Genomic DNA, 21,926 nt, shown 5'->3' with positions numbered 1-21,926 from the left:
TCTCTCTCTTTTTTAGCCTCGTTTCGCCAGACTGGCGCTCTCCCTCGGGAAGAGCGCCAGTTCTTCATTCAACCCCGATCAAGCCGCCTCTCGATGCTGGCGGGCCTGCGGATCGCGCGCAGCCGCTGCAAGCGCGGCTGCGATCTCATCCAGCAATGCTGCGCTGCGCACGATCTCGAAGTGCCCCAGCACCAGCTCCCTGTCCACCGGTATCGCCTGGTCGAGCTGGCGCGCCAGCTCATCGCGATGCTCTGCCGCGCGCCGTGCGATCCACCAGCAATCCGCTCGGCACCGCAGCGCCGGCAGCGCGCCGGTCTGCAGCGACAGCGCCTTGAGGTGCCGTGCCACAGTGAAGATTCGCGCGAGCTCCTGGCTGCCAAGGGCGGCGTAACCGGCAGCCGTGTCCGCTCCGTCGGCCCCTTCTCCCTGCGCCCGCATCTGCGAGAGCAGTCCTTCCAGCGATGCGGCCGCTGCCGCTTCATCGAGCGCGACGCCTTGGCGATCCGCGAGCACCGATTCAGGCCGGATATCAGGCAACGCGATCGAGACGAAGTCGACAAAGTCTCTCCATCCTTCATCCTTACCGGCTGAAGCATCATGCGCCGGGGCATGCGGCAACGCCCGGTTGGCCTCCATCGGCACATACGGATCGACCATCCCCAGGAACGCCACCGCCTCCCCGCGCGCCTCGAACCATGCGGCCATGGCCGCCGCGAGCGTGCCGCCCAACGACCACCCCAGCAGATGAACCGGCCCCTCAGGCTGCGCCTTGCGGATCATGGCGCCATAGTCCGCAGCCATCTGCCCGATCGACACATCGCGATGCGTGGCGTCGGTGAGTGAGCGGCACGGCAGGCCGTAGACGGCGCGCACGCCTTGCAGGCGTTGCGCCAGCGGGCGGTAATCGAACACGGTTCCCATGCCTGCATGAATGCAGAAGAGCGCCGGAACACCGCCGTGGCTCTCGCCGTTGAGCGCGACCAGGCTGGTATCGGAATGCCCTGTCGCCTGCGTCGCCTCCATCGCGTGCAACAGGCTGCCAATGGTCGGCCAGCGCATAAGGTCGCGCAGTTTGAAGTCGAGCTTCGGATCACGCAGACGGCGAACCTGCGCAATCACCTTCAGGCTCAACAGCGAATCGCCGCCGAGCTCGAAGAAGTTGTCGGTCTCGCCCACCTGCGCAACGCCCAGCACCTGCTGCCAGATCTGCGCGAGCTGCTCGGCCTGGGGTGTCGAAGGCGGCACATGCACGCGCGCGGTGCTTTCGGCCTCGGGCGCCGGGAGCGCACGGCGGTCCAGCTTGCCGCTTACCAGCCGGGGCAGCTTCGCCAGGGCCACGACCTGCGAGGGCACCATGTAGTCGGGTAACTGAGCGCCCAGCTGCTGACGGATCTGCTGCGGCCACTGCGGCGGGACTTCGCCGCCATCAGCAACCACGTAGGCCACGAGCTGCCGCCCCGCCGCGCCGTCGTGCGTGACAACAGCCGCTTCCCTCACGCCCTGCGCAGCGAGCAGCCGCGCCTCGATCTCTCCCAGCTCGATGCGGAAGCCCCGCACCTTCACCTGGTTGTCCACGCGGCCCAGGTATTCGACGTTGCCGTCGGCCATCCAGCGTACGAGGTCGCCGGTGCGGTACAAGCGCTCGCCCGCGCCGCCGAACGGATCGGCCACGAAACGCTCGGCCGTCAGCGCGCTGCGTCCGAGATAGCCGCGCGCCAGGCCGTAGCCGCCGATGTAGAGCTCGCCCGGCACGCCTTCGGGCACGGCTTGCATGTCGGCATCCAGCACATAGGCCGTGCGCTCGCCCACCGGGCGCCCGATGGGCGCATAGGCGCAGTCGAAGGTCCGGCTGGCCTCGATACGCCAGATCAGGGGAGTGACCACTGTCTCCGTCGGCCCGTAGCCGTTGATGAGCATCCGCGGCTTCAGGTGCGTGCGCACCTTGTCGTAGGCGGCCTTGGGCATGGCCTCGCCGCCGAACACGTAGAGCTCGACCGGCGGCGCGTCGTCGCGCGGCGCTGCCCAGTCCGCGATCTGGTTCAGGTACGCGGGCGGGAACGCGGCCGTCGTCACGCCGTAGCGGTGCAGCGCTTCGTAAGTCTGTTCGGCGGTCCACAGCTCGTTGTCGCGTAGCGCGAGTCCCGCGCCCACGCAAAGCGGCGTGAGCCAGCGTTCATGCGCCCCGTCGAACGAGAACGACATGAAATGCAGCTCGCACGAATGCGAGTTCAGCCCGTAGATGTCTGCAGTGGCCAGGCAGTGCATGGCCAGTGGGCCGTGCGTAACGGCCACGCCCTTAGGCATGCCCGTCGAGCCCGAGGTGTAAATGACGTAGGCGAGGTTGTCCACGCCCACGGCTGGCTGCGGATCGACATCGCTCAGCGCATCGAGCATGCCGGGCGCCAGTTCGTCGATCAGCAGTTGCGGCACCGCCGTTTCCGGCAGGCGCGGCAGCACGCTGCGCTGCGTGACCAGCAGCATCGCGCCGCTGTCGCTCAGCATGTAGGCCAGCCGGTCCGCCGGATAGGCCGCGTCGAGCGGCACGTAGGCGCCGCCCGCCTTCAACACCGCCAGCAACGCGACGATGGTATCGAGCGAGCGCTCCAGCGCCACGCCCACCAGCCGGTCAGGCCCCACGCCGAGCGCCCCCAGATGATTGGCAAGCCGATTGGCGCGCGCGTTGAGCTGCGCGTAGCTCATCTCGTCGTCGCCCAGCAGCAACGCGATGGCGTCGGGCCGCTGCCGGGCCTGCGCCTCGATGAGCCTGTGCACCATGGTGCGATCGCACCCGGCCTGTGCCTCGAGCGCACGGACGTGCTCAGTGCAACCCAGCGCGAGCACCGCCGTCTCCAGCGGAGCGTCAAGCCAGCCCAACTCTCCCACCGGGCGTGCGGCATCGGTGGTCATGCGACGCAGCAGGTGTTCCATCTGCTGGCGTTGCGCACGCACGGCGACATCGGCAAAGGACGCTCGCGCATAACAGTATTCGATCTCCAGCACCTCGCCCACGGTGACCTGCAGGTCCATCGCGTAGCCCGTCAGCCCGCCGCCGGCTGCCTCACCGAACTGCAGGCCGAAACGGTCGAGCTGCTTCATCGCGCGATCGACCGGGAAGTTCTCGAACACCACGATGCTGTCGAACAGCGGCCGGCCGGCCGAACCGGCCCAGCGCTGGATGTCCGCCAGGGCCGAGTGCTCGTACTCCCGGGCGCGCAGGTTGCGCTCCTGCACCGAGCGCAGGTAGTCGCCCACCGGCTGGTGCGGCCGGGCCGACACCGCCACGGGAATGGTGTTGATGAAGAGGCCCATCATGTCCTCCGAACCCGGCAGGGTCGCCGGCCGGCCTGCAACCGTGGCGCCGAAGATCACATGGTCGCGCTCTGTGTGGCGCTGCAGCAGCAACGCCCATGCGGCTTGCACCAGTGTGTTCATCGTCACGCGCTCGCGCTGCGCGAAGCGCTGCAGCGCGGCCGTTTCGTCGGCCGAAAGGCGCGTGTAGATTTTCTCGAAACCATCTCGCGCGCCGTCGACGGCCTCGCGACCCGGCTCGGACAGCAGCGTCGGGCCGTCGTGCTGCGCAAGCTCGGACTTCCAGAAAGCCTCGGCGGCACCGGCATCCTGGCGCTGCAGCCAGCGCACGTAGTCCCCGTACTCGGGCAGGGCCGAGTACGGCGTCTCGCCCGCATAGCAGGCCAGCCATTCGCCCAGCAGGCGCGAGTCGGTCCAGCCATCGGACAGGATGTGGTGGTGCGTCCAGACCAGTTGATGCCGGTCGTCCGCGAGCCGGATCAGGCTCACGCGGGCCAGAGGAGGCTGCAGCCAGTCCACGGGACGCATCAGTTCCTGCCGGGCGTGCTCGGCCAGGCGCAGCTGCGCGTCGGCACTGCCGCGCCAGTCGAGCTGCGTGAGCTGCACGGCTTGCGCCGGTGCCTGCCTCAGCACCAGCTGCAGCGGGCGCTTCATGCCGGCCTGCCAGAGGAAGGCCGTGCGCAGCATCGCGTGGCGGGCCACCATCGCTTCCCAGGCGCGCGCGAAGCGCTGCGGGTCGACGTTGCCGATCTCCACGCTGAGCTGGTTCACATAGAGGCCCGAACCCGGTGCCTCCATCGAGTGGAAGAACATGCCCTCCTGCGTGGGCGCAAGCGGGTAGATGTCCTCGATCTCGTCCACCGCGAAAGGCAGGCTCGCCAGCATGTCCGCCGGCAGGAAGTCTTGCGGCTTGCCGCGCTGCTGCTGCAGAGGCGGGCGCCGCGCGTCGTTCGTGTCGCAGGCTTGCGCCACCAGGGCGAGCCTGGCAATGCTCTGGTGCTCGAACAGCTGCCGGGGCGTTATCGTCCAGCCCGCGCGTTGCGCGCGCGTGACGATCTGCAGGCTCAGGATGGAATCGCCGCCCAGCTCGAAGAAGTTCTCGTGGCGGCCGATTCTCTTTTCCGCGCCGAGCACCTGCTGCCATATGGCGGCCAACGCCTCTTCTATCGCGCCCTGCGGGGCCTCGTGGACGGTCTCGGCGGCCGGCTCGGGGTCGGGCAGCTGTTTGCGATCGACCTTGCCGTTCATGTTCAGCGGCAGCGCCGGCAGCACGACGATGCTCGCGGGCACCATGTAATCGGGCAGCACCTGGGACAGGCGCTCCTTCAGCAACTGCGGGTCCGCGTCGGACGACAGCGAAACGTAGGCCACCAACCGGGCGCCGCCCGGCCCTTCCTTCGCCACCACCACCGCTTCTCGCACCTCAGGCTGTACGAGCAGCTGCGCCTCGATCTCGCCGAGCTCGATGCGGAAGCCCCGGATCTTGATCTGGTGGTCCGCACGGCTCAGGTACTGCAGCCGACCCTCGGAGGTCCAGCGCACCATGTCGCCGGTGCGATAGATGCGCCCGCCGCCCGTTCCGAAGGGATCGGCCAGGAAGCGCTCGGCGCTCAGCCCCGGGCGATGCAGGTAGCCGCGCGCCAGGCCCACGCCGCCGATGTAGAGCTCGCCCGCCACGCCCTGCAGCACAGGCTGCAGGTCGGCATCGAGCACCAGCAGTCGGGTATCAGGAATGGCTTCGCCGATGCTCGGCGCATCGCCGAGGACGCGCTGCGCGCTCGACCAGATGGTGGTCTCGGTCGGGCCGTACATGTTCCAAAGCGCGACGCCGAGGCCGTGCAGGTCCTCGGCCAAGTCGGGCTGCAGGGCCTCGCCGCCGCACAGGCCCTTGAAGCCCGAGAGCGGCGCCGAAGGCCAGCCGGCGGCGCGCAGCAGGCGCCAGCCAGCAGGTGTCGACTGCAGCACGGTCGCGCCGCAGCTTTCGACCAGCTGCGCCAGCGCGCGGCCGTCGCGCACCGTTTCCTGGGAAGCCAGCACGATGCGCGCGCCGCAGGACAGCGGCAGGTAGAGCTCCAACGCCGCAATGTCGAAGGACAGTGACGTGACGGCCACGAGCACGTCGTCGGCCGTCATGCCCGGCGCCTGCTGCATGCCAAGAATGAAATGTGCCAGCGCCTCGTGCCGCACCATCACGCCCTTGGGCTTGCCAGTGGAGCCGGAGGTGTAGATCACATAGGCGAGGTGCTCGCCGTGCACCGGCACGTCCGGGTCGTGCGCAGGCTCGCCGGACAGCTCCAGCTGGTCGAGCACCAGCATCGGCGTGCCCGCCAGACGATGCTCCAGATGGCTCTGGGTGAGCAGGAGCGACAGGCCGCTGTCCTCCACCATGTAGGCAAGGCGGTCCTGCGGGTATTCCGGGTCCAGCGGCACATAGGCCGCCCCCGACTTGAGCACTGCCAGCACGCCGGCCACCATGTCCGCATTGCGCGACACGGCGATGCCGACCTTGCTTTCGGGCGTCACGCCCGAGGCGATCAATCGATGGGCCAATCGATTGGCGCGCTCGTTGAGCTGCGCGTAGCTCAGCGACCGCGTGCCGCACGCCAGCGCTACGGCATCAGGCCGTTGCCGAGCCTGCTGCTCGATCAGGCGGTGCACGGGCGGTGCGCCGGCGTAGCGCAGCCTGTTGTCGCCCAGCGCCTGCAGGCGTTGCCGTTCGCCGTCTGCCAGTACGTCGACGGACAGCACACGCTGCGACGGCCGCTGCGCCAGCGCTTCCGCCAGCCCACGCAGCGCTGCATGCATGTAGTCGCAGAAGCGCTCCGCACCGATGCCGCGCACCACCTGGGCAGCCAGCGCGAAGCCCGTGCCCTGGTCGTCCACCGCCATGGAGAACGGATAGTTCGTGCGCTCCTCGCCACCTATCACCTCGATGCCTTCCCAACCGGATGCCACACCGGCGCCCTGCTCCGCCTTGGGGGTGTAGCGATAGTTGAGCAAGGCCGAGAACAGCGGCACGCCGCCGGCCAGACCACTGCATTTCTGCGCCTGCGAAAGGCTTGCGTGCTCATGGTGAACCAGGTCGGTCAGAAGCGCATGTGTCTGGCGCAGGCACTCGGCCACTCCCCGTCCGCCGATGCGTATGCGCAGCGGCAGGGTGTTGATGAACATACCCAGTGCACGCTCGACCCCCTCGCCGCCCTGCATGCGGCCGAACAGCACGGTGCCGAACACCACGTCGTCCCGGCCCGTGGTCCTTGCCAGCACCAGGGCCCAGGCCAGATGGAACAACGCCGCGGCGCCCACGCCGTGGCGCTGGGCCTCCCGGCGCAGTCGGGCCGACAGCTCGTCCGGCAGCGCGAGGCGAACCTCCTCCACGGCGCTGCCGTCGCCTTGCACGTCGAGCATGTTGAAGGGAGCGGTCGGCTCCTCCACGTCCGCCAGCATCCGGCGGAAGAATTCGTCGTGCTCGGCACGGCTCACACCCAGCCGTGCCTGCGCCACGTAGCGGCGGAATGGCATGGGCACCGGCAACTCTTGGTGCCGGCCCTGCTGGATGAGTGCGATCTCGTCGATGATGAGCTCGACCGTCGTGTGGTCCATCACCAGGTGATGGCAGGGCAGTTGCAGCAACCAGCGTCCGCCCGGGGCGTCGTGCGCGGCCACGGCGCGGATCATCGGCGCCCGACGTACGTCGATGCGGTGGCGGGCGGGGTCGACGCAGGCGTCGAGGCGCCCGGCCACATCACCCTCAGCCCCGCCTTCGCCTTCGACCTCGTGCAGCCACTGCAGCCGCAGTTCGGCATGCCGCTGCACCACCTGCACGGGCTCTTCCAGCTGCTCCCAGTGCACCGCGGTGCGCAGGATGTCGTGGCGTGCGATGACCTCGTTGAAGCTCTCCACGAAGCGAACCAGCCTCGCTTCGCTGTCGAAGCTCAGCAGGCAAGGCGTGATATAGGCATCGCCCTGCGTCTGCAGCAGGTGATGGAACAGGATGCCCTCCTGCAGCGGCGCAAGCGGATATACGTCCTGGATGTTGGCCGCGCCGCCGGGCACCGCCGCCTCGATGCGCGCGACCTGTACGGCGTCGAGCTCCACCAGCGTGAGCATCTCGGGCGCGATGGAGGTGCATCCCTGCGGAATCGCATTGGCAGGCACATCCACCTTGCGCTGTACCGAGCCGCGCGCCTCGGCCAGCGCCTGTGCGAAGTCCGCGAGACGCGGCTTGCGGAAGAGCGTGCGCACCTCGGCGTCCCAGCCCAGCCGGCGGACCTGCTCCAGCAACTGGATCGCCAACAGCGAGTGGCCACCGAGCTCGAAGAAGTTGTCGTTCCGGCCCACACGCTGCGCGCCGAGCACTTCTGCCCAGATGGAGGCCAGCGCGCGCTCGGTCTCGTCGGCAGGCGCCTCATAGGCGTCCGCGCCCTGCGCTTCAGGCAGCGGCAGTGCCTTGCGATCCACCTTGCCGTTGGCGTTCAGCGGCAGCGCGTCGAGCACCACGATCGGCCCCGGCACCATGTACTCGGGCAGCTTCTCCAGCAGCTTCGCCTTCAGCATCGCCGCGTCCATGGCCTGCGCGGCCGCGCCCGAGACATACGCCACCAGCCGCGCACCGCCCGCCGCCTGCTGCGCCACCACCACCGCCTCGCGCACCCCCGGCTGCGCCAGCAGCTGCGCCTCGATCTCCCCCAGCTCGATGCGCAAGCCCCGGATCTTCACCTGATGGTCGATGCGCCCCAGGTATTCGAGCTCTCCGTCCTCCCTCCAGCGCACCAGGTCGCCCGTGCGGTACAGCCGCTCTCCGGCGCCGCCGAACGGGTCCGCGACGAAGCGCTCGGCGCTCAGGCCTGCCTTGTCCAGGTAGCCCCGCGCCAGGCCGATGCCGCCGAGGTACAGCTCGCCCGGCAAACCCTGGGCCGCGAGGTTCAAGCCATCGTCGAGCACGTAGGTCTTCGTGCCCGCGATCGGGCGGCCGATGGCGACGTGGTTGCGTCCATCGGGCCTGCACGTCCAGTGCGTGACGTCGATGGCCGCCTCCGTGGGGCCGTACAGGTTGTACAGGCCCGCACCGGGCAGGCGCTCGAACACCCTGGCCTGCGCCTCGGCGGGCAGGGCCTCGCCGCTGCACACGATGCGCTTCAGGCTGGTGCAGGCCTCGATGCCCTCATGGGCCACGAAGGCCTGCAGCATGGAGGGCACGAAGTGGATGGTGCTGACCTGGTGCTGGCGGATCAGCTCGACCAGCTTCGCCGGCTCGCGGTGATCGCCCGGTCGGGCCACCACCAGGCGCGCGCCCTGCATCAGCGGCCAGAAGAATTCCCACACCGACACGTCGAAGCTGAAGGGGGTCTTCTGCAGCACGGTGTCGGCTTCGCCCAGCGAATAGGCGTCCTGCATCCACGCGAGGCGGTTGTACAGCGACAGGTGCCGGTTGGCCGCGCCCTTGGGCCGGCCGGTGGAGCCGGAGGTGTAGATGACGTAGGCGAGGTGTTCGCGGTGCAGGGGCACGCCGGGGTCGACGCTCGGGCCGGCTTCCAGGTCCAGCCGGTCCAGCTCGATGGCCTGCACGCCCTCGCGAAGCGGAATGCCCGGCACGACGTGGCTCTGGGTGAGCAGCAGCGCGACGCCGCTGTCCTCGAGCATGTAGGCGATGCGGTCTCTCGGGTACTCGGGGTCGATGGGCACGTAGGCGCCACCGGCCTTGAGGATGCCCAGCAGGCCCACCACCATCTCGATGCTGCGCTCGACCGCGATGCCGACCTTGGTGTCGGGCTTCACGCCCAGCGCGATCAGGCGGTGCGCGAGGCGGTTCGCCTTCGCGTCGAGTTGCGCGTAGCTCAGCGAGGCATCGCCGAACACCAGCGCCACCGCGTCGGGGGTGCGTTGCGCCTGCAGGCCGATCAGCCGGTGCACCGGCTCCGCATAGGCGCGGTGCGGCAGGTTTTCTCCGAGCGCTCGCATGCCAGCGGCCGCTTCATCCGCCAGCAGCTGTATATCACCCAGAGCCCGTGCCGGATCACCGCACAGAGCCTGCAGCAGCGCCAGCAGATGCTTCGCCATCGCGGATACCGCCGCATCGTCGAACTGGTCACGCGCGTAGTGGAAAGCCAGCGACAAGGTCTGCCCGCCGTGCACGGTGACCGTCATCGGATAGTTGGTCTCTTCGCGGTTCTGCACCTCGCCGAACACCAGCCCGCCGGGTGCTTGCTCCTTCAGCGCCTGGTCGACGGGGTAGTTCTCGAACACCACGATGCTGTCGAAGAGGCCCTGGCCACCCTGCCCGGCCCAGCGCTGGATTTCATACAGCGGCGTGTGCTCGTGCTCGCGGGAGGCAAGGTTGCGAGCCTGCAGCTCGCGCAGCCATTCACCCACCGGCCTGTCGGCGCGCGGAGAAGCCACCATCGGCAAGGTGTTGATGAAAAGGCCCAGCATCTGCGCCGAGCCCGGCAGCTCCGTCGAGCGGCCGGCCACCGTGGCGCCGAACACCACATGCTGCTGGCCGGTGTAGCGACCCAGCAGCAGCGCCCAGGCCGCCTGCACCATGGTGTTGACCGTGACGCGCTCGCGGCGCGCAACCTGTGTCAGCCGCTGCATGCCGGCGGCGTCGAGTTCACCGTCGTGCACCGACTGCCCCGTGCGCGCGCCGTCATGCGCAGGCCTTGGCAAGGTTGCCGCCAAGCGCGTGGGTGCATCCAGAAGGCCGACCTGCCCCCGCCAGTAGCGCTCGCTTTCGTTCGCATCGCGCCCCTGCAGCCATTCGATGTAGTCGCGGTAGCGCCCGCCCGGTGCCGGCAGCTCCTGGCCATCGTAGTGCCGCAGCACTTCGCCCATCAGCTGCGATGTGCTCCAGCCGTCCAGCAGCAGGTGGTGCACGGTCCACAACATGTGGTGGCAGTGCGCGCCGGTGCGCACCAGCACGAGCCGCATCAGCGGCGGACGCGCAAGGTCGAAGCCGCGCGCCAGCTCTGCCTGTGCGAGCGCATCGAGTGCGCTCACGGATCGGGGCGCATCGGGCCCGTCGAGCACCGTCAGCGGCACCTCGGCGTGCCGCACCACCCACTGCGCGGGCGCCTTGCCTTCCGTAAGGAAGCCACTGCGCAGGATGTCGTGGCGCGACAGCGCCGCCTGCCACGCCTGCCGGAAGCGGGCAACGTCCAGTCCGTCGACGTCCACCCGGAGCTGGTTGACGTAGGCGCTGCCTCGCGGCTCGTAGAGGCTGTGGAACAGCATGCCCTGCTGCATCGGCGAGAGTGCGTACAGATCCGCGAGCTCGCTGCACGGCACGGGCAGGCGGTCGAGCTGCGCCTGGCTGACCTTCGCCAGCGGGAAATCCGAGGGCGAGACGCCCATCGCGCCACTGGTGCAGTGCGCTATCAGCGCCTCCAGCTCGGCCTTGAAGCGCTCCACCCAGCCGCGCACTTCAGTGGTCTCGTGGCGGACACGGCTGTAGCTGACGCTCAGGGCCAGTTCGCCGTCATAGACCTGTCCGTTGACGGAGAACTCATGCTCGCGCGGTATGCCCTCGTCCACCGACGCGCCCGCCGACTCTTCCGCCGGCACCCACAGCGCCTGCTCGTCGAAGCTGCCGTCGAACTGGCCCAGGTAGTTGAAGACGACGCGCGCCTGCGGAAGCGCCTGCAGCGCCTGCTGCTGTGCCTCGGTGCCCATGTGCCTGAAGACGCCGAAACCCAGGCCCTTGTCCGGAATGCGGCGCAGGCTTTCCTTCACGCGCCGGATCGCCTCGCCGGGTTCGCCCAGTGGTTCGATCGCCACCGGGAACAGGCTGGTGAACCAGCCCACGGTGCGCGTGAGGTCGATGTGCTCGAACAGGTCCTCGCGGCCATGGCCTTCCAGGTCGACCAGGATCGACTCGTGGCCGCCCCAGGCGCACAGCGCGCGGCCCAGCGCGGTCAGCAGCAGGTCGTTGACCTGCGTGCGGTAGGCCGCCGGCGCGTCCTTCAGCAGGGCCTGCGTACGGGCGCGGTCCAGGCGCAGCTCGACGCTCGCCATGTCGGCCGTGAGGTTGCCGGCCTCGGGATGAGCGCAGGGCAGCGCGACCGGCGTTCCGGCCAGCGACCGCCAGAAGCCGAGTTCGGCCTCGCGCGCGGCGGCATGGGCCTGCAACGCGAGCGCCATGTCCTTGTAGCTGCTGGTCTTCGCGGGCAGCGCCACGGGATAGCCCGCACGGCATTGCTCGTAGGCCGCCTGCAGGTCTTCCAGCAGGATGCGCCACGACACGCCGTCGACCGCGAGGTGGTGGATGGCCAGCAGCAGTCGCCAGCTGCCGTCCTTCACCTCGATGGCCAGCGCGCGGATCAACGGAGCGCGACCGATGTCGAGGCTGCGTTGCGCCTCGTCGCACAGGCGCTCGATCTCCGCCACGTCGGCGGCCTGGCGCACCCACAGCACGTTCTGCGCTTCGCATTCGGACAGCGGCGCGTACGCCTGCCGCCATGCGCCCCCGGCGTCCTGCTTGAAGCGCAGGCGCAGACTGTCGTGCTGGCGTACCAGCGCGGCCAGCGCCTGTTCGAGCGCGGCCGGATTCAGCGGCTCGCGGCTTTGCAGCAGCACGGCCTGGTTCCAGTGGCGCGAAGGCATCTGCTGCGCGAAGAAGGCGGCCTGGATCGGCAGCAGCGGCACCTCGCCCTCCGCCGCCGCATGGCCGGCCTGCCCGGTCGCTTCCACCGGCTGCGCCACGGCTGCCAGCTGCGCCACCGTCTGGCGCTCGAAGAGCTGGCGCGGCGTGAGCTTCCAGCCCGCCTGCCGCGCCCGCGCGACGATCTGCAGGCTCAGGATGGAGTCGCCGCCCAGCTCGAAGAAGTTGTCGTCGCGTCCCACCTGCTCCACGCCCAGCACAGCCGACCAGGCGGCCGCGAGCATCTGCTCGACCTCGCCCCGCGCGGCCTCGTGCTGGCCGGCCGCGGCGAAGCTGGGTTCCGGCAGCGCGGCGCGGTCCACCTTGCCCGCGCCGTTGAGCGGCAGCGCATCCATCACCACGATCGCGGCGGGCACCATGTAGTCGGGCAGCACCTGCCCCAGCCGTTCGCGCAGCGCCTGCGCGTCGGCCTGCGCTCCCGGCAGCGCCGACACGTAGCCCACAAGCCGCGCACCGCTCGCGCCTTTCGAGCCCTTGCGCGCCACCACCACGGCCTCCTGCACCTCGGGCTGCGCGAGCAGTTGCGCCTCGACCTCGCCCAGCTCGATGCGGAAGCCGCGGATCTTGACCTGGTGGTCGATGCGGCCCAGGTACTCCATCTGGCCGTCGGCGCCCCAGCGCACCAGGTCGCCGGTGCGGTACAGCCGCCCTCCCCGGTCGTCGAACGGGTCGGCCACGAAGCGCTCGGCACTCAGCCCGGCACGGTTGAGATACCCGCGCGCGACCCCCTGCCCGCCGAGATAGAGCTCGCCGGCCACGCCCGGCGGCACCAGCGACAGGCTCGCGTCGAGCACGTATGCGGTGCGGTCGCCGATCAACCGGCCGATGGGCATGTAGGCGCAGTCGAAGCCGGCGCCGTTCTCGGCCTTCGCGATCATCGGCGTGATCACCGTCTCGGTCGGGCCGTAGCCGTTGATGATGCGCGGCGGACGCAGCACCGACTGCACCAGCTCGAAGCTGGTGCGCGGCATCGCCTCCCCGCCGACGGTGTACGAGCGGATGGGCAGCCGGCTGGCCGCCTCGCCCATGAGCTCGGCGATCTGGTGCAGGTAGCTCGGCGTGAAGCAGGCGATGGTGATGCCGTGCCGCGCGATCTCGGCGCAGGTGCGCTCCACCGACCAGACTTCCTCGTCGCGCGGCATCAGCGCGCTGCCGAAGACCAGCGGCACCCAGGTGCGCTCGTGCGCGCCGTCGAAGCTGATGGAGGCGAACTGCAGCTCCCGGTCTTCCGGCGTCATACCGTAGGCCTCGCCGATGGACTGCACGTGCATCGACAGCGGCGCGTGCGCCACCGCCACGCCCTTGGGCTTGCCGGTGGAGCCCGAGGTGTAGATCAGGTAGGCCAGGTTCTCGCCGTGCACCGGCACGGCCGGATTGTGCGAAGGCTCGGCCGCCAGGTCCAGCGTGTCGAGCGCCAGGCTGCGCGGTGCCGCGATCCGCCGTCCGGCCTCGCTGTTCGTGAGCAGCAGCGCGATGCCGCTGTCTTCGACCATGTAGGCCAGGCGGTCCGCCGGATAGGTCGGGTCCAGCGGCACGTAGGCGCCGCCCGATTTCAGTATGGCCAGCAGCGCGACGACCATGTCGGCCGAGCGGCGCACCGCGAGGCCGACCCGGGTCTCGGGCTTCACGCCCATCGCGACGAGCCGGTGCGCGAGGCGGTTGGCGCGCAGGTTCAGTTCCGCGTAGCTGTATTGCTGCTCGCCGAAGATCAGCGCGGTCGCCTCCGGGCGCACCTCGGCCTGGCGCTCGACCAGCCGGTGCACGGGCTCTGCGTCGGGCCAGGCCGGCACGTTCGCGCCCCATACGGCGAGGCTTTCGCGCTCGCGAGCGGAAAGCAGCTCGAAGGCCGCCGCCGGGCGGCCGTCACCCGAGGCCATGGCGTCGATCAGGCGGCGCACCGCGGCCTGCATGTAGTCGCACACGCGCTGCGCGCCCACCGAGGCATCGACCTGCGCGATCAGCTCGAAGCCGTCGGCCCGGTCGTTCACCGACATCGCGAACGGGTAGTTCGAAGACTCCTTGAAGCCCAGGTTCTCGATACCGCCCCAGGCGGCCTCGTGGGCCGCGTCGAGCTCGCGGTGCGCGATGTGGCGGTAGTTGAGCAGCGTGGAGAAAAGCGGCGTGCCCTTGGGCAGCCCGCTGCAGCGCTGCGCCATCGACAGGTGGGCGTGCTCGTGGTGCAGCAGGCCGGTGAGCGCGGCGTGCGTCTCGCGCACGCAGGCGGCCACGTCGCGCGTGCCCAGCCGCACGCGCAGCGGCAGCGTGTTGATGAACATGCCCAGCGCGCGCCCGGCGTCCTCGCCGCCCTGCATGCGGCCGAACAGCACGGTGCCGAACACCACGTCGTCGCGCCCGGTGGTCTTGGCCAGCACCAGCGCCCACGCCAGGTGGAACAGCGTGGCCGCGCTCACGCCGGCCGCGCGCGCCTGCTGGCGCAGCGAGGCCGAGGTGCCGGCGTCGAGCAGCAGGCGGGCCTCCGCCAGCTCACTGCCGGTGCCGCGCACGTCGAGCAGGTCGAAGGGTGCCGTCGGCTCGGCAACGTCGCCGAGCATGGTGGTGAAGAACTTCTCGGCCTCGGCCGGGCTGGCGCCCAGACGCGCCTGCGCGACGAAGCGGCGGAAGGGAACGGGCGCGGGCAGCGCGTCGCGCCGGCCCCGCAGGATCAGCGCGATCTCCTCGACCAGCACTTCTTCCGAAGCGTGGTCAAGCGCCAGATGGTGGCTGGGCACCTGCAGCAGCCAGCGGCCGTTCGCAGGGTCATGCGCGCCGATGGCGCGCAGCATCGGCGCGCGGCGCACGTCGATGCGGAAGCGCGCGGGATCGACGTATGCGCCCAGCCGCGCGGCGACGTCCTCGTTCGCATCCGCCTCCAGCCACTGCACCTGCAGGCCGGCGCGGCGATGCACCACCTGCACCGGCTCGGGCAGGCCCTCCCACAGCACCGCCGTGCGCAGGATGTCGTGGCGCGCGATGACCTCGTTGAGGCTATCGACGAAGGCAACGAGCCGCTCCCGGCTGTCGAAGCCCAGCAGGAAGGAATTGACATAGACGTCGCCCTCGGCCTGCATCATGTGGTGGAACAGGATGCCTTCCTGCAGCGGCGCAAGCGGATAGATGTCCTGGATGTTGGCCGCGCCGCCCGGCACCTCGGCCTCGATGGCGCGCAGGTGTGCAGGCTGCAGCTCGACCAGCCCGAGCATGCCGGGCTCGATGGCCTCGCAGCCTTCGGGAATGCGGCTGTCGGGCACTTCGACGGCAGGCGCGGCCTTTTCGCCCACGGGTGCCAGGGCCTGCGCGAAATCCGCGAGCCGGGGTTTCTGGAACAGCGTGCGCACCTCCACGCTCCAGCCGTCGCGCCGCATGCGCTCCAGCAGCTGGATCGCCAGCAACGAATGGCCGCCGAGCTCGAAGAAGCTGTCGTTGCGGCCCACGCGCTCCACGCCCAGCACCTCGGCCCACATGGCCGCCAGCGCTTCCTCGGCCGCCCCCTGGGGCGCCTCGTAGTCGTTCGCGCCGGCACGCTCCGGCTCGGGCAGCGCCTTGCGGTCGACCTTGCCGTTGGCATTGAGCGGCAACCCCTGCGGCATCGCCACCCAGGCGGCGGGCACCATGTACTCGGGCAGCACCGAGCCCAGGCCGGACTTGAGTGCGTTCACGTCGACCTGCGCGCCCGCCTGCGGCGACACGTAGGCCACCAGCCGGGCGCCGCCCGGCCCCTCCTTGGCCAGCACGATCGCCTCGCGCACGCCGGGCTGGACGAGCAGCTGTCCCTCGATCTCGCCGAGCTCGATGCGGAAGCCCCGGATCTTCACCTGGTGGTCGATGCGCCCCAGGTACTCCAGCTGCCCGTCGGCCCGCCAGCGCACCAGGTCGCCGGTGCGGTAGAGCCGCTCGCCGGCACGGCTAAAAGAATTGGCGATGAAGCGCTCCGCGCTCAGCCCCGCCCTGTTGCCGTAGCCGCGCGCCAGGCCCGCGCCCTCCACGTACAGCTCGCCGGGTACGCCCACGGGCAGCCGCTCGAGCCCGCCGTCGAGCACGTGCATGCCGAGGTCGGGAATGGCGATGCCCACGGGGCTGCGCTGCCCCTCCTCCAGGTCGGCCCGCGTGATGGGCCGGTAGGTCACGTGCACCGTCGTCTCGGTGATGCCGTACATGTTGACGAGCTTCGGGTTGTCGTCGCCGTAGCGGTCCATCCACGGACGCAGGCTCTCGGGCTCCAGCGCCTCACCGCCGAAGATCACGCAGCGCAACGAAAGGCGTTCGCCCTCGTCCAACGCCGGCGCATGGATGAGCTGGCCGAAGGCCGAGGGCGTCTGGTTGAGCACCGTGACCTTCTGCGCGCGCAGCAGCGCAAGGAAGTCGCCCGGCGAGCGGCTGACCCAGTAGGGCACCACCACCAGCCGGCCGCCGGTGCACAGCGCGCCGAAGATCTCCCACACAGAGAAGTCGAAGGCGTAGGAATGGAACATCGTCCACACGTCCTCGGGGCCGAAGTCGAACCAGGGCTGCGTCGCGTCGAGCAGGCGCGCGACGTTGCGATGGCAGAGCTGCGCGCCCTTGGGCCGGCCGGTGGAGCCCGAGGTGTAGATCACGTAGGCGAGGTTGTCGGCATGCACCGCCACGCCCGGGTTGGAAGTGGATTCCTCCGCGAGGTCGAGCGTGTCGAGTTCGAGCACGCACAAGCCTTCGCGCGCATCGATGCTGCCGCGCACGGCGGCCTGCGTGAGCAGCAGCGAGATGCCGCTGTCCTCCACCATGTAGGCGAGGCGGTCGCGCGGGTACTGCGGGTCCAGCGGAACGTAGGCGCCGCCGGCCTTGAGGATGGCCAGCAGGCCCACCACCATGTCCAGCGAACGCTCCACCGCGAGGCCCACGCGGCTCTCGGGCCTCACTCCCAGTGCGATCAACCGGTGCGCCAGCCGGTTGGCGCGCTCGTTGAGTTCGACGTAGCGCAGCTCGGCGCTCTCGCACGTCACCGCGACCGCATCGGGGCGCTGCAGCGCCTGCGCCTCGATCAGCGCGTGCAGCGGCCGCGCGGATGCGCCCACGCCGGGCTGCCGCACGCGGCTGCATTCCTCCAGCAGCGAGGATTCGGCCTCGCCCGGCAGGCGCACCTCGCCCACGGTGCGCGCGGGGTCGTCCGCCAGCGCTTCGAGCAGCGCGAGGTAGTGCGTGCCCATGCGCGCGATGGTGTCCGCGTCGAACAGCTCGCTGGCGTAGACGAACTTCAGCCGCACCTCGCCTGCCTCGTCCTGCACGGCATCGAGCGTGAGCTCAAACTGCGCAGACTGCCCGCCCAATGCATAGGGCTGCGCCGAGATTCCGGGGAGCGTGCGCGCATCGCCGCCGGCTTGCGCGCTCTTCCGGGCCTCGCGCTGGAAGTTCAGCATCACCTGGAACAGCGGGCTGTGGCTCATGCTGCGCTCAGGCTGCAGCGCCTCCACGAGCTGCTCGAAGGGCAGGTCCTGGTGCGACTGCGCGCCGAGCGCCGACTGCACTACCTGTTCGAGTACCTGGCGCAGCGGCATGCGCGCGTCGACGCGGTTGCGCAGCACCTGCGTGTTGACGAAGAAGCCGACCAGCCCCTCGGTCTCCACGCGGTTGCGGTTGGCCACGGGAACGCCCACGCGGATGTCGTCCTGCGCGGTGTGGCGATGCAGCAGCGCCTGGAAGCCGGCCAGCAGCGCCATGAAGAGCGTGGCGCCCTGCGCCTGCGCGCGCTGCTGCAGGCGGGCCGCCAGCGCCGGTGGCACCGCGAGGCCATGGTGCGCGGCGCGATAGCCGCCTTCGGCCTTGCGGGGGTGGTCCGTCGGCAGCTGCAGCACCGGATGCTCCGTGCCCAGTTGCTCCTGCCAGTAGGCGAGCTGCCTGTCGCGCTCGCCGGCCTCCATCCAGTGGCGCTGCCAGGCGGCGTAGTCGGCGTACCGCACGGGCAGCGCAGGCAGCGCGGCCCCAAAGCTCTTCACGCCCTGCACACCGGCGGCGTACAGCGCCATGAATTCGTCGACCAGGATCTGCATCGACCAGCCGTCCGACACGATGTGATGCACCACCACCACCAGTACGTGCTCGCGCGCGTCCAGTCGGATCACGCCCACGCGCAGCAGCGGGCCGCAGGTGAGGTCGAAGGGCTCGCCGTTCACGCGCGCGGCCGCCTCGGCAGCCAGCGCCTCGCGCCGGGAAGGCTCGGCAGCGCTCAGGTCGACCAGCGGAATCTCCAGCGCCAGCGAAGGCACCACCACCTGCTCGGCGAGGCCGTCGGCGGCGGGCGCGAACACCGTGCGCAGCGACGCATGGCGCGCCACCAGTGCCTGGAAGACGGACTTCAGCGCATCGAGATCGAGCGCGCCCTGCAGCCGCAGGCCGCCGCAGATGTGATACGCCGTGCTCGCCGCATCGAGCTTCCACAGGAACCACTGGCGGCGCTGCGCATACGACAGCGCCTCGGGCGCGCCCGACTCGGCCGCGCCCGCGACGATGGGAAACTGCCCGATGCTCAGGCCCTCGGCGCGGATCTTCTGGAACACCGCACGGCGCTGCGCCGCTGACAACTGCGCAAAGCGTTCCGCGATGCGTCGTGTCGTTGTCGTCGTGCTGTTGCTGCTGCTCATCAAACTTCTCCCAAACTGTCGATGAAGGAGTCGACGGCCGAGAGCGCGTCGTCCGCGCCCTCCTTCATTGCCGAAGCTCCGGTGCGCAACGCCATGTCCTTCAGGACGGGGTTGCGAAATACGTCCTGGATGGCGATGTCGGCCCGCATCTCGGCCTGCACGCGCGCCACCAGCTGCACGGCCAGCAACGAATGGCCGCCGAGGTCGAAGAAGCTGTCGTGCCGCCCCACCCTTCCGGTGCCCAGCACCTGCGTCCAGATGGCGGCGAGCGCCTGCTCCGCATCGCCCTGTGGCGGCTCGTAGGCCTGCTGCGCGCCCGGCTCCAGCTCGGGCAACTGCTTGCGATCGACCTTGCCGTTCACGTTCAGCGGCAGTGCGCTCAGCACGGCGATGGCCGAGGGCACCATGTATTCGGGCAGAGCCTGGGCCAGCCGCGTGCGCAGCGTGGCTGCATCGACTTCCTGCCCGGCCTGCGGCGAAACGTACGCCACCAGCCGTGCGCCGCCCGGGCCATCCTTCGCCACGGCCACGGCTTCGCGCACCTCGGGCTGCGCGAGCAGCTGCGTCTCGATCTCGCCGAGCTCGATGCGGAAGCCCCGGATCTTGATCTGGTGGTCCACGCGGCTCAGGTACTGCAGGCGCCCCTCGGAAGTCCAGCGCACGAGGTCGCCGGTGCGATAGAGCCTGCCGCCGGCCTCGTCGAAAGGGTCGGCCAGGAAGCGCTCGGCGCTCAGCCCCGGACGATGCAGGTAGCCGCGCGCCAGGCCCACGCCACCGATGTAGAGCTCACCCGGCACGCCCTGCGGCACGGGCCGCAGACCGGCGTCGAGCACGCGCAGCTGCGTCGCGGCGATGGGCTCGCCGATGCCGGGCCGGCCGTCCACGACGCGCTGTGCGCTCGACCAGATGGTGGTCTCGGTCGGGCCGTACATGTTCCAAAGCGCAACGCCGAGGCCGTGCAGGTCCTCGGCCAAGTCGGGCTGCAGGGCCTCGCCGCCGCACAGGCCCTTGAAGCCCGAGAGCGGCGCCGAAGGCCAGCCGGCGGCGCGCAGCAAGCGCCAGCCAGCAGGTGTCGACTGCAGCACGGTCGCGCCGCAGCTTTCGACCAGCTGCGCCAGCGCGCGACCGTCGCGCACCGTGTCCTGCGAGGCCAGCACGATGCGCGCGCCGCAGGACAGCGGCAGGTAGAGCTCCAGCGCCGCGATATCGAAGGACAGCGAAGTGACGGCCACGAGCACGTCGTCGGCCGTCATGCCCGGCGCCTGCTGCATGCTTCGAATGAAATGCGCCAATGCCTCGTGCCGCACCATCACGCCCTTGGGCTTGCCGGTGGAGCCGGAGGTGTAGATCACGTAGGCCAGGTGCTCGCCGTGCACCGGCACGTCCGGGTCGTGCGCCGGCTCGCCGGACAGATCCAGCTGGTCCACCGCCAGCACGCGGATGCCCGCGTCGCCGCCCGCGATGCGTTCGCGCAGGCCGGCCTGCGTCAGCAGCAGCGACAGGCCGCTGTCGGCAGTCATGTAGGCGAGCCGGTCCTGCGGATGCTCGGGGTCGAGCGGCACGTAGGCCGCGCCCGACTTCAGCACCGCCAGCACGGCCACCACCATGTCGGCATCGCGCTCCATGACGACGCCGATCTTGGTTTCGGGAGCCGCACCCGAGGCGATCAGCCGGTGGGCCAGCCGGTTGGCGCGCTCGTTGAGCTGCGCGTAGCTCAGCGACTGCGTGCCGCACACCAGCGCCACCGCGTCGGGCCGCTGCCGCGCCTGCCGTTCGATCTGCCGGTGCACGGGCTGCGCGTCGGGAAAGCGCTGCGCGTTCAGGCCGCGCGCCGCATGCACGGCTTCGTCGTGCAGCTCCACGTCGCCCACCGCGCCGGTTGGCGCATCGACCAGCGCCTGCAGCAGCGCCAGATAGTGCCCGGCCATGCGCGCGACGGTGGCGGGCTCGAACAGCTCCCGCGCATAGCCGAAGCCGGCCTTGATCGCGCCATCGGGCTCCTCGACGACGGTGAGCGTGAGCTCGAACTGCGCGGCCTTCTCGCCGAGCGAACAGCCTTCCATCGTCAGGCCCGGCAGGGTGCGCAGCGCCTCGTAGCCGCCGCGCAGGTAGTTGAACATCACCTGGAAGAGCGGCGAATGGCCCATGCTGCGCTCGGGCTGCAGGGCTTCGACCAGTTGCTCGAAAGGCAGGTCCTGGTGAGCCTGCGCGCCCAGAGCCGCCTCGCGGGTGCGCGCGAGCAGCTGCTCGAACGGCATGCGGCCATGCACGCCGGCGCGCAGCACCTGCGTGTTGACGAAGAAGCCGATGACGCCTTCGGTCTCTGCGCGGTTGCGGTTGGCCACCGGCACGCCCACGCGGATGTCTTCCTGCCCCGTGTAGCGGTGCAGCAGCGCCTGGAAGCCCGCCAGCATCAGCATGAAGGACGTGGCGCCGCGCTCCTGCATCTGGCGGCGCAGCCCCTGCGCCAGCGGTGCCGGCAGCATCACGACATGGTTGGCGGCGGTATAGCCGCCCTCGGCCTTCCTCGGGTGGTCCGCCGGAAGCTGCAGCACCGGCTGCTGCGAGCCCAGCTGTTCGCGCCAGTAGGCGAGCTGCCGCTCGCGCTCGCCGGCATCGAGCCAGCGCCGCTGCCACGCGGCGTAGTCGGCGTACTGCACGGGCAATGGCTTCAGCCCGGGCGCGCCGCCGCCGGAGTCGCCGGAGCCCTGCGAGAGCACGCGGTACCGCGCCACGAACTCGTCGACCAGGATCTGCATCGACCAGCCGTCCGACACGATGTGGTGCATCACCACCACCAGCACGTGCGCCTTCTCGCTCTCGCGGATCACGCTCACCCGCAGCAGCGGGCCGCGCAGCAGGTCGAAGGGCTCGCGGTTCACCACGCGGGCAGCCTCCCCGGCCAGGCCACTGCGCAGCGCCTCGGGGGCGCTGCTCAGGTCGACGAGCGGAATTTCGAGTTCGAGCCGGGGCAGCACCACCTGCTCGGCCAGGCCGTCGTCGCCGGCGCGGAACACCGTGCGCAGCGACTCGTGCCGCGCCACCAGCGCCTGGAAGGCGGCCCTGAGCGCACCGATGTCCAGCGCGCCCTGCAGTCGCAGCCCTTCCGCGATGTGATACGCGGTGCTGGCGGGGTCCAGCTTCCAGAGGAACCACTGGCGGCGCTGCGCGAAGGACAGCGCCGCGCGCTCGGCAGCGTCGGTGCTGCGCACCAGCGCCGGCTCATCCGGCTCGTGGCTTCCGGATGCCGCCGCCCCCTTCAGGCGGCTCGCCAGCAATGCTTGCTGCGCCGGCGTGAGGCGGGCGCGGTGAACGGATAGTTTTTCGGATATGGACATGGGGTGAAGAGG

2 protein-coding genes are annotated in these 21,926 nt (G+C 70.2%); both read right to left on the bottom strand.

The features are described from left to right. Positions 1–78 precede the first annotated feature (78 nt). Positions 79–18,576, bottom strand: a complete 18,498-nt coding sequence (locus AC1VNX_RS11705) for a non-ribosomal peptide synthase/polyketide synthase (protein WP_483156848.1) — start codon at positions 18,574–18,576, stop codon at positions 79–81. After that, positions 18,576–21,914 carry an amino acid adenylation domain-containing protein gene (locus AC1VNX_RS11700; protein ID WP_483156847.1) on the bottom strand — a complete coding sequence of 1,113 codons (3,339 nt, stop codon included), beginning with the start codon at positions 21,912–21,914 and terminating at the stop codon, positions 18,576–18,578. Before AC1VNX_RS11700 ends, AC1VNX_RS11705 begins: the two co-directional genes overlap by 1 nt. Positions 21,915–21,926: the final 12 nt, after the last annotated feature.

The sequence above is a fragment of the Variovorax sp. TLI9-5A genome (genome assembly GCF_056867935.1).
Note: the sequence above shows the minus strand (reverse complement) of the source record. Positions and strands in the feature narration are given on the sequence as shown.

Bases quoted from the DNA above. Each gene is read 5' to 3' on its own strand.
- AC1VNX_RS11705 (WP_483156848.1), bottom strand. From the start codon at position 18,576: ATGAGCAGCAGCAACAGCACGACGACAACGACACGACGCATCGCGGAA.
- AC1VNX_RS11700 (WP_483156847.1), bottom strand. From the start codon at position 21,914: ATGTCCATATCCGAAAAACTATCCGTTCACCGCGCCCGCCTCACGCCG.